The sequence below is a fragment of the Nonomuraea sp. NPDC051941 genome, from assembly GCF_044593615.1.
The window spans coordinates 1-10,294 of record NZ_JBIUCF010000114.1; the positions used below are offsets into that span (position 1 = coordinate 1).

Annotated in this window: 8 protein-coding genes and 1 pseudogene; 6 read left to right on the forward strand and 3 right to left on the reverse strand. The window is 69.1% G+C overall.

Annotated elements, in window-relative coordinates; all coding sequences use genetic code 11:
- A pseudogene (locus ACIHFD_RS67225) lies at window positions 1–124 on the forward strand (IS5/IS1182 family transposase); the annotation flags it as partial.
- A 476-nt stretch (window positions 125–600) separates the two neighbouring features.
- A complete protein-coding gene (locus ACIHFD_RS67230) occupies window positions 601–1,176 on the forward strand; it encodes a GNAT family N-acetyltransferase (protein ID WP_132519675.1) in 576 nt (191 codons plus the stop codon).
- Between the two features lie 112 nt (window positions 1,177–1,288).
- Here the strand turns inward: ACIHFD_RS67230 and ACIHFD_RS67235 are convergent, their stop codons facing one another.
- Together ACIHFD_RS67235 and ACIHFD_RS67240 are read right to left on the reverse strand one after the other, a co-directional pair.
- Complete coding sequence (locus ACIHFD_RS67235; protein WP_397375867.1) at window positions 1,289–2,242, reverse strand: tyrosine-type recombinase/integrase; 954 nt, start codon at window positions 2,240–2,242, stop codon at window positions 1,289–1,291.
- Between the two features lie 153 nt (window positions 2,243–2,395).
- Window positions 2,396–3,127: a hypothetical protein gene (locus ACIHFD_RS67240; protein ID WP_397375861.1), complete on the reverse strand. Its 732-nt coding sequence runs from the start codon at window positions 3,125–3,127 to the stop codon at window positions 2,396–2,398.
- A 250-nt stretch (window positions 3,128–3,377) separates the two neighbouring features.
- On the opposite strand from ACIHFD_RS67240, the gene ACIHFD_RS67245 reads away from it, so the two are divergent.
- From ACIHFD_RS67245 to ACIHFD_RS67255, 3 genes are all read left to right on the forward strand, one after another.
- On the forward strand, window positions 3,378–3,506 hold the full coding sequence (locus ACIHFD_RS67245; RefSeq protein ID WP_397375862.1) for a hypothetical protein: 129 nt from the start codon (window positions 3,378–3,380) through the stop codon (window positions 3,504–3,506).
- A 162-nt stretch (window positions 3,507–3,668) separates the two neighbouring features.
- On the forward strand, window positions 3,669–4,019 hold the full coding sequence (locus ACIHFD_RS67250; protein WP_397375863.1) for a hypothetical protein: 351 nt from the start codon (window positions 3,669–3,671) through the stop codon (window positions 4,017–4,019).
- Window positions 4,016–6,601, forward strand: coding sequence for a tetratricopeptide repeat protein (locus tag ACIHFD_RS67255; RefSeq protein ID WP_397375864.1), 2,586 nt, complete (start codon window positions 4,016–4,018; stop codon window positions 6,599–6,601). Before ACIHFD_RS67250 ends, ACIHFD_RS67255 begins: the two co-directional genes overlap by 4 nt.
- Before the next feature lie 647 nt (window positions 6,602–7,248).
- Here the strand turns inward: ACIHFD_RS67255 and ACIHFD_RS67260 are convergent.
- Window positions 7,249–8,784, reverse strand: a complete 1,536-nt coding sequence (locus tag ACIHFD_RS67260; RefSeq protein ID WP_397375865.1) for an ankyrin repeat domain-containing protein — start codon at window positions 8,782–8,784, stop codon at window positions 7,249–7,251.
- Between the two features lie 205 nt (window positions 8,785–8,989).
- On the opposite strand from ACIHFD_RS67260, the gene ACIHFD_RS67265 reads away from it, so the two are divergent.
- Window positions 8,990–9,721 (forward strand): UbiD family decarboxylase domain-containing protein, encoded by a 732-nt coding sequence (locus ACIHFD_RS67265; RefSeq protein ID WP_397375866.1) that lies wholly within the window; start codon window positions 8,990–8,992, stop codon window positions 9,719–9,721.
- Window positions 9,722–10,294: the final 573 nt, after the last annotated feature.

A 10,294-nucleotide genomic window follows, 5' to 3' on the forward strand; every position in this document is an offset into this window, starting at 1 on the left:
CGTGGAATCGCCGTCGAGGTGGTCAAACGCAGTGCCGACACCGGATTTCAGGTGCTGCCGCGTCGTTGGGTGGTCGAGCGCACGCTGGGCTGGCTAATGCAGCATCGTCGACTGGTGCGCGACTATGAGACTCTCCCGCAGCGATCCCGCTCCATGGTCTATTGGGCGATGACTAACATAATGAGCCGGACATTGACCGGGGAATCCACCCAAACCTGGCGCGTCAAATCCACCTAGAACGGACATCCAGCTCAAGATCTAGATCAGATGCCCTCTTAGGCCCTCCGCTCGGGTCGGTGCGATGAGCCCCAAAGTGGGAGCCGCCCCAGGACTGACGACAGGGCGTTGACCTGGGGAGACGGTGTTTGGGGAACGGGACAGTACTCAGGCTCAGGTTCTGTCCGATCGGACCGTCCCGAAGATCGAAAAGTACGCCAAATAGCGATCCCAGAATCACGCCATTCAGCGATGCAAGTCACAGCCCTGGTCGCTTCGGTGTCCTGTCGGTTCCTGTAGGGCGATCGCCGCGTCGTTGTCGGAGACGTCGTCCGCAGTAATCCGTTTGTGTATCACCACAGCCCGCCGTCAGTATGAGGGTCCATGCGTCACCCTCTTGACACGCTGGACTGGCCGATTTCCACCGAGCGGCTGCTGTTGCGCCGGGCTGCCCCCGACGACCTGGACGCGACCTGGGCCTTCCGGCAGCTGCCGGAGACTCACGAATGGGTCGCGGCCGCCACAGAGACCTACGACGACTACCGTGAGCGTTTCCTCCGCGAGGAGCGGCTCGTAGACCTGCTCATCGTCGAACTGGACGGCCGGGTGATCGGTGACCTGACACTGAAGGTCCAGGACGGTTGGGCCCAGGAAGAGGTCGCTGACCAGGCGGAAAGCGTCCAAGGAGAGCTCGGGTGGACGCTCGATCCCTCCTACGGCGGCAAGGGCTACGCCACCGAAGCGGTACGCGCCCTCATCGACATCTCCTTCAAGAGTCTTGGCCTGCGCCGCCTGCACGCGGACTGCTTCTACGACAACGAATCCTCGTGGCGGCTGATGGAGCGGGTCGGGATGCGCCGCGAACAGCATACGGTGAGAGACTCACTCCACCGCACCAAGGGATGGCTCGACGGTCTCTCATACGCGCTCCTGGCCGAGGAATGGCCCGCTCACGAGTGATTACGGCGGAGACGCTTGGGAGCCCGGGGTCGAGGAACCGGCGGACAGCCGTTGGCGCTGAGAAGGATCTTGATTGCAGTGAGCTGAGGCTGCTCCTGATCGCGAAGCTTCCTTAGCTCGTTGCCCGATCCCGGCGTCGGCGCGCGGCGCGGATCTCGGCGTCGGCGACCTTGTCGTCCAGCAGCGCGTACAGCTGCGTGGTTTCGGCGGAGGCGTGGCCGAGGCGGCGGCGCACGGCCTCGATGGAGACGCCGGCGTTGACGAGTTCGGTGGCGTGGGCGTGCCGCAGCTGGTGGATGTCGATCTCGACCCTGGCCTGCGCGCAGTAGCTCTGCCAGCGGTGGTGGGCGGCGTCGTAGGACAGCGGACCGCCGCGGCCGTTGATGGAGGCGCGGAACAATGGCCCGGCGGTGTAGCCGGCGCGGGCGAGGTAGAGCTTGAGCAGGGTGACATAGCCGCGGTCGTCCAGCAGGACGGTGCGTACGCTGCCGCCCTTGCCGTGGATGCGGACGTGTTCGTCGTCCAGGCGCAGATCGAGATCCTCCACGTACAGGCCGCACACCTCCGAGGCGCGGGCGCCGCAGACGTAGGCGGTCTCGAACAGCACCCGGTCGCGCAGCCGGTCCAGCGGCAGATCTTTGCGCGACCGCCGCGAGCAGATCACCGCCAGCACCTTCGCCACGTCGGCCGCGCTGGCGGGGCGGGGCAGGCTCTTGGGCACTTTGACGGTGTCGATGCGGTCCATCGGGTTGGCGTCCAGCAGGTCGTGCCGGACCGCCCACTTGGAGAAGGAGGCGATCGCGGCGCGCTTGCGCTTGCGGCTGGCCGGCGACAGCTCGGCGAGCTCGGCCAGGAACGCGCGGACCGGCACGGCGGTCAGCTCGGCGATCTCCTCGCCGTGGTGGGCGGCAAAAGGGATCAGGTCGCCACGGTAGGCCCGCCGGGTGTGCGCCGACTTCCCGGCGTTGGCCAGGTCGGTGAGGAAGTCGTCGAGATGCCGGGCGAGCGGGTGGGCGCGGCCGAGCTGCTCGGCGATGACCGGATCCACCGTGCCGACCTCCACCATCCGCAAAGTTGCCAGATAACCGGGAAACGAAGCCTGCGCGCTGAGACGGCGGTCGTCCAGCTCGAGCCTGGTGCGTGATCGCTATCTTGCCAGATAACGACGGTTATCGAGCAACCTTGACGCCCCTGCTGCACGGGCAGCGCCTCAGCGGAATCAGTAGGAGTAGCCGCTGGCGGCCTGAGCAGCGCTGCAGGCGCGTTCGGCGGGCAGCACGGGAGGTGTCCACGTCCAAGGTCGCCAGACCTGCACGATGTCAGGCCATACCCGGGCGAACAGGCAGTGCCCGTCCGGTTCGCGCAAGGCGATGCCGATCTTGCCGTCGGCTTCGGCGACGTCTTGACGGATCCGCGGATCCAGATCCAGGCCGCGCACCGCTTGACGGGCCGCGTCGAGATCGAGGGTCGTGGGCAGATGGCTCTTCAGCCACGTACTGGCCTGGTCCGGAATCGTAGCGGGAGCGGGGAAGCTGAGCGGCCTGGACTCAGGGCAGCTGACCTCGGAGACGGTGGCCTGCCGGTCTCTCAGACCTGCCCGTGAGCGGTCTAATTTCAAACGGTAGGTGACCTCGATGTCGAAGCACAGGAACACCACCGCGGCGGGCGAGGAACGACCTGGGATGGGTGGCTGAAGGGTGCGATCCCTCCCGCGCACTCTGATCCGAGCGCGTCCCGGTTCCTCCGGACCGTCTTCGGAGATATCCAGGACTGCAAGGTTGCCATCCTGCGTGAGGCGGTAGCCGACGTCATCGGAGACCCAGGGATCGATGCCCTTCAGCGTCTCGGCGACCCGAGCGGCGTGATCTCGCGCATCCTGTACAGCCGGATCGGCGGCGCAGGCGGTGAGCAGGATCAGGCAAGCCAGGGCCATGGGTATGAGTCGGCGCACGTCTGCTTCGATATCGCGCGGACCGTGCCTGTTCGCGGCGGGGTACGCAACGTCGCAATTTTGCGATCACACTGCGTGTGTCATGGACGACGACGGAGTACTACTCATTGGCATGCGTCACCACGCAGTTGAGATGCCGTCGCACTAGGGAACAGGCTGCTGTCACGTTCGGTTACTGGCACGTCCCGTCATTGACTCACGATGGTTTCTTGACGCTCAACACTTGTTCCTCAAGAGCATGGACATGATCATGAAATTCGGGGGTGCGGGCGCGCTGCACGGCGGACGGCGGATGGCCTGCCGGCCGGGCCTCGGGGGCGGCGTGGTCGGCACCGGCTTTCGTCCCGGGCGGATCGTGAACTCGGCCCTCCGCTCCTGAGGCTGCCCCCAGCCCCAAAGTAGCTGTGTGGGTGATCACGGCCGATCCCACGCGACGCACCGGTGACAACTACCCCACGTCCACTCATGAACCGATCTTCTCGTATGCGCTGACCGCGGGTAACGCCCGCGGTCGCCGAGCAGATGACCAAGGAAGGCGAGCATGACCGGAAGGGGTTCTGTGTCCGACGACGACCTGCGTGACGCCCTTGTCCAGATCGAAGAGGCCACGGGGATCGGTCGCCCCATCGGGGGCGCCAAGCTCCCTGACGCGATCCGCTTCTTCCGCGTGCTGACGTTGCTGCGCGACGCCGTGTGCCCGCGGCTCACTGACCTGGCCGCTGCCGCGGACGGCAGGAGCGGTGACCTCGTCGTCGTCCTGGCCGACCTCATCGTGGCGACCGTCGGCAAGGTGCCCGTGCCCGCCGCGACTGTGGCCAGGGCCATCGTCGGGATCGGCGCCGACCGGTTCTGCGCGAACCCGGCGGCCCTCGTGGAGACTCCACCGGAATGACCGGCCCGGATGACTGGGCTCCGTTCGTCGCCGCGATCACGGAGCACCAGCAGCGCTCCGAGCGCGGCGGCGCGTTCCTGCGCACCGCCGCGGAGGTCGAGCAGGGGTTCGCCGATCGCGCGGCCTTCCACCGGGCGCTGCACGCCGACGACGTCACCGCGGAGGAACTGGCCGCGCTCTGCGGGGCGACGGCGGGGGAGACGGCGCGGCTGCGCGCGGATCTGGAGCCCGGCACGATCCGCTTCACCCCGGCGGAGCCCGCGTCCTGCGTCATCCACCTGTCCAGGTCGTTCACGCGGGTGAGCAAGCTCATGGGGCTCGACGGGACGCACAAGTTCCTGTTCGCCACGGACTACCGTTACCGGCCGCACGCCTCGGTGCAGCAGTGGGCAGACAGCCGCTACCTGGTCCTGATGGGCCGCTATGTGGTGCAGGACATGTGGGCGCTGTCACTCGTCCTGGCGCAGCTCGTCGTGGTGGCGGGCCGCGCGTTTCCGGGCCTGGAGGAGCCGTGGACGCACCCGGACTTCCCGCGGGTCCTGCTCGACACGGCCCACACGAACCCCTACCTGCACCAGCAGATCGCGTACGGCATGTGCGCCATGGTCGAGGGCGAGCGGTTCAGGACGGCCATCGGGGTCCACGATGACGAGACGCTGGCCCCGGTGATGTTCGAGATCGCCCGGGGCGCCATGGACTTCCTGGTCGGCCACGAGCTGTCGCACGTCTACCGTGGTCACCTGCACGCGGCCGGCCGTCCCGCCGACGAGTCCCCGTGGTTCGCGGGCGAGGCCTTCGACCGGGTGCGGGAGTCTCCGGGCGGCGCCGCCGTGGTCGAGACCTACCTGCGTGACTACTGGCCGGCGCACAGCCTGGAGCTGGAAGCGGACAGGTTCGCGATGATGTCCGCCGCCGACGCCGGCGCGTCCGTCGCGCGGGACCTGCGGCTGGTGGGCATCGAGTTCGCGGTGAGCCTGCTGTCCTTCCTGGACCGGGCCAGCTACCTGACCGAGTACGGCGACGACCCCGCGGAGGCGGTCGGCCTGCGGGAGTACAGCCGGGTGCCAGGGCTCGTGGACGTGCTGCTGCCGATGGAGACGCATCCCTGGGGCAAGACCCGGGCCACCGCGGTGACGTCAGAGGTGCAGCTCGTCTACCGGAGCCTCGTCGACCCCGCGGAACTGCGACGCAAGGCGCTGCTGATGCAGGCGGTGGGCAATGTCCTCGGCTCGATGAGCGGGCGGGCGCTCAACGCGATCCAGTGGATCAACAGCCGGCCCGGTGAGAGCCTGGCCGTCATCCTGCCTGACGACAAGCTGCTCACCCACTACTGGCCGCCGGAGGCCACCACCGACGACGACAGGCTGGAACGGCTGGAGTCGAGCGCGTCCCTCTTCTACTCCGACCTCACCGGCGCCGATCCTCGCGCCGACGCGCAGACTGTCGCGACGGCCTGCCGGGTCGCCTTCGCCCGGATGCGGGAGGAGCAGGGCATCCTGCCCGAGGCCATCCTGCGGATCATGTCCTGGTACGCGCCGGGCGGCATCCCGCTCGACCTCTTCCGCCAGGGGGACATGTTCCCCGCCGACGAGCTGGACGCCGCGCTGGCCACGCTGGAGGAGCACTCGCTGATCGCTCTGGACGGCTCAGCCGTACGCGTCGATCCCCTCGTCCAGGCGGTCGGTCGCGACGTGGACGAGGTCGAGGAGGAAGAGGTCTTCCCGGCCGGAGAGACGCTGGACGTCGCGGTGGTGCTCCTGTCGTCGGCCGTCCCCGAGTGGCACGATCCGGCGGGCCAGCCGGTCTGGCGCGAGCTCCTGCCGCACATCGACGCCGTCGCGGGCCATCTCGCCGACGTGGAGCGGGAACCGCCGCTGGTGCTCTGGAACGACACGGCGCAGTACCTGCTTGACCAGGGGATGGTGGAGCGCGGGCTCGGCTACGCGCTGCGGGCGCTGTCGGACGGGCAGCGGCTCAACGGGCCTGACCACCCCGACACGCTGGCGCTGCGGCACAGCCTGGGCCTCGCCTACACCGCAGCGGGTGACCACGCCGAGGCGATCTCCGTGCTTGAGCGGATCGTCGCCGACCAGGAGCGGCTGCTCGGCGCCCGCCATCCGGTGACCCTCACCAGCCGCAACAGCCTGGCCTCCGCCCATCTCGCCGCCGGGGACTTCGCGCGGGCGATCGCCCTGCTCGAACGGACGGTGACCGACCGTCGCCGGGCGCTCGGCCGTGATCACCCGCACACGCTGGCGTCCCAGAACGACCTGGCCATGGCGTATTCCGGGGCTGGAGAGCTCTCCCGGGCGATCCAGCTGCTCAGGAGGGTCGTCGCGCGCAGCGAGCGCGTGAGCGGGGCTGATCATCCGGATGTGGTGATCGCGCGCGGGAACCTCGCGTACGCCTATTACGCCGCCGGGCGCGTCGCCGAGGCGATCCCGCTGCTGGAACGGTCGGTCGCCGACCACGAGCGGGTGTTCGGGCCCGACCACCCCAACACGCTGACGGCGCACACGGTCCTCACTGACGCGGTTGAGGGAGCGGCCCGGCCTGGAGGCGCGCCCGCGGGGGACCCGTGAGAAATTCATGGGTCCCCGCATGATGAGCGCGCTCCCGCCGGTCGGCGAGCGCGGGGACGACCGTGCGCGTGAGGCTCTACGGTCGATCATCCGAACAGGGCTCTCCGCTCCCAAGCATGTCCCGAGCCGCCAAGTAGCACTGAGTAACCGGGAGCTCCCGGGTGGCTTGACATAAAAGCTGTTAGCGAGCAACGCGATCTGCGGAAATGTGCCCGCCGTCGTTATCGCGGCACAAGCCGCCGGACTCATCCCCGGCCGTCCCGACCGAAACCCGCATCGGCGACGAGAGGCCGTCACCTGGGGTGACCTGCAACGATCACTCCACTTTGGGGCTGGGGGCACGCTCGGGAGGAGGACGCCTTCTCGGGCGGCGCCGCTGGGAAGCGGAGTAGCCGGAGTTGCTCTCGTATGGTGGCTGCGTTGGAGGGTTCTCGGGCCCCGGATCCGGGGTGGCTCCACGCTCGCGGGCCAGGTCCTGGATCGACACAACGTCCAGGGCCGGCCGGCCGGGCGACCCGTCCACCACCCGCGTCACGATACACGCGACGGGTGTGGGCAAACGGAGGAAAACGGCACCCCCTGCCCCTGTGAAAGGTCGAGCCGCGGCGGCGGTCGATCCCCTGAGGACCGCCCACCGCCGCGCGCGTTCATTCGTCGCTTGTTGAGGGCGTTGTGACGGGTTCGAGCAGTGCGGCGGTCGGCTGCTGGTGGAAGTGGCGGGCCCAGCCCAGCGGGGTGTCGTTGAAGCGCCGGTCGCGGAGGTCGGGGTCGGCGCCCAGGTCCAGCAGTCGGCGGGTGAGCTCGAGGTCGCCGCGCCCTGCGCTGTGGTGCAGTGCGGTCTCCCACGCCTCTTCGACCGGCGCATCACCGCGCCCGTAGGCGTTCACGTCGAAGCCGAGCTCCGCCAGCATCATGACCGTCTCGGTGGGCGCCTGGGTCGCGGCCCACACGATGAGCCCGGGACGGCTGCGGCAGGCTTGCGCCACGGCGTCGGGGTACTCGGCGCGGACCCGGTCGAGCGCGGGCCGGTCGGCGCGGAACGCCGCGGCGATCAGCTCGCGCACCGGATCGGGGCCGGGTTGCGCGGCCCCTCGGGCGAGGAGATAATCGGCGATCTCGGTGTCGCCGTTGAGCCGGGCCAGCTCGACCGGCGTCCGGCCGTCGCCGGGGCTCCACGCGGGCCCGTCGCCCTCGAACGGCGAGCCGAAGTCGACGCCGTGCGCGACCAGCAGCCGCACCCGGTCGGGCTGGTGATGCTCGACCGCCCAGCGTAGCTGGGTGCGCAGCATCTCCGCGGGCGTGTCCAGCAGCTCGATCCGTGCGTGCCACGGGCCGCCGTCGCCGGAGCCGAGCCTGTACTCGAACAGCAGTTCTAGGTGGGAGTTGTCCGGCTCGAACATCCGGTTGTACAGGGTCTGGGCGTCGTTGGGGTCGGCGCCCGCGTCAAGCAGGAGCCGGCCCAGTGCTCGCCAGTGCGGGTGGCTGGGCTGGCGCCGCCGACCCAGCTCGCCGTGGCCGAACACCCCGGTCAGCAACGTGAACGGCGACGGCAGTGCGCCGAAGAGGTAGCCCTCGTTGGGGTCGGCGCCGGCGTCGAGCAGCTGCCGGGCGACCGTGAGCACCCGCTCGGCCGGCACGGCGAGATCGAATCGCGAGTAGATGAGGTAGAACAGCGGCCGGCAACCGTACGGGCCACCCCGCTCGGCCACCAGCCGCGGCTGCTCGGCGAGCAGCCGGCCAACGTCGTCCGGGCGGGCGGCCGCCGCGGCGGCCCAAATGTTCGCCACGGTCAGATCGGGATGCCGGGCCAGCAGCTGACGGGCCTGCGCCCAGCGCGCCGACCCGTCCTCGCTGCCGTAGGTCAGGCAGGCCAGGCGGCAGAACTCCGCTGCCGGGTCGGCCGCGGGTGCCGTATCGAGTCTGGGATCCCAGCCGTGTTCGGCCACGGTTTCCAGGTAGCGCGTGAGCCGCGGCCAGCTGGCGAAACCGTATTCGCGGGCGACGACGAGCTGCGCGGCGCTGAGCCGCAAGCCGCCGGCGTTGTCGGGCACTCCACCGGGATGGTGGCGGGCCAGCCGCGCTAGAGCGTCGGGGTCTCCGGCCCGCACGGCCCGCTGCAGGGCACGGGCCTGCCGGCGGAAGCTGTCGAGGTGGGGACGGTCGGGCATGCCCAAGGTCGGCACAATGGCCTCCTCTCGTCTGCCTGATGTCCGCTCCGTCAGGCCGAAAGGAGAGCAATGGTGACACGTGGTGCACACGCCAGGTGGGCTGAGCCCATTCCCGCGGACCGGTGGCTTCCTGGAGCCGACGCCATTCTAACGCCTGAGTTCGTCCGCGAGCTGATCGTGGAAGGCACCCACGAGGGCCTGGCGCCGCTGAGGCTCGCTGATGGTGCCCGCCACCGCCGAGATCGTCATCGAGGGCCACATCGCGTTCAACGAGGAGGCGATGGAGGGCCCGATGAACGAATACCCCGGCTACAACGCCACCGACGCCTCCCCCAAGCCGCTGTTCACGGTCAGCGCCATCACCTACCGCGACGGCGCCATCCTGCCGGCGGTGGCCGCCGGCCCGCCGGTGGAGGAGGACTACACCGGCACCGGCACCATGCATGCCGCCGAGATCCTCTACCAGCCCCGCCAGGCCGGGCTGCCGGTCGCCTCCACCTGGTTCTCCTACGAGTCGGCGGTGCACTGGCTGATCGTCTCGGTCCGCCAGGACTGGTACGAAATCCTGAACATCCACTCCGGCGAACTCGCCCAGCGGATCGGTGACATCGTCTTTGCCGGCAAGGCCGGTTTCGGCGTGCCCAAGGTGCTGCTGGTCGAGGACGACATCGACATCACCGACGTCAACGAGGTCGTCTGGGCGTTCGCGACCCGCACCCACCCCGAACACGGCGAGGTCCACTTCCCCGCCAAGCCCACCGCCGCCCTGTCGGTCTACCTCGACGAGCAGGAACAGCACACCTACCGAGCGGGCAAGGTCATCTACAACTGCCTGCTCGCCGACCAGTTCCCCACCGACAAGCGACCGGTCAAGGGCACCTTCGAAAACGGCTGGCCGGCCGATGTGCAGCAGCGCGTGCTGGCCAACTGGCAGTCCTACGGCTACAGATAGGACACACGCCGAGAGCCCTCGGCCGACCTGCGCGGGGGTTTCGCCTTCCGACGCCGCGCAGGTCGGCCGCCTGGCTCGCGGAACGCGACCGCCCCCGGCGGGCCGGGACCGCCTGAATGCAACGCTCACCGGCGGGTGCGCGGCCGGGCCCCGGCTCTCCTACCAGCGCGCAAGCGCCTCCGGTGAGACGTTGGCGTTGCGGGCCCCGGCGCATGAGACGAGGACGACTCCTCTGGTAGCGGATGCCCAGAAAATACCCAGTCAGGTGGAAAGATTTCGAAGGCGTCCGAGGTGAACTGATGTTCCGTAAGGGGATCCCCCAACGGAACACCGCCCGGCCGGGACCGCGCCCCAGGTCGGAGTGTTCCGTATAGGTGTTCCGCGAACTGTTCCGGTGAAGCAGGCCCTCCGCTCGCCAGCCGAACGTGTCCCCATCAGAGCATCCGGCCAGATAACTCCGGAGATCCCGGCCATTTACCGGGGTCTGTCGCACTTGGCGGGGAGTGATCACGCAGTGCGACCTCCGGAAGCCGCAGCGCCCGATGGCCATGTTGGAGTAGATCGCGATCTTGC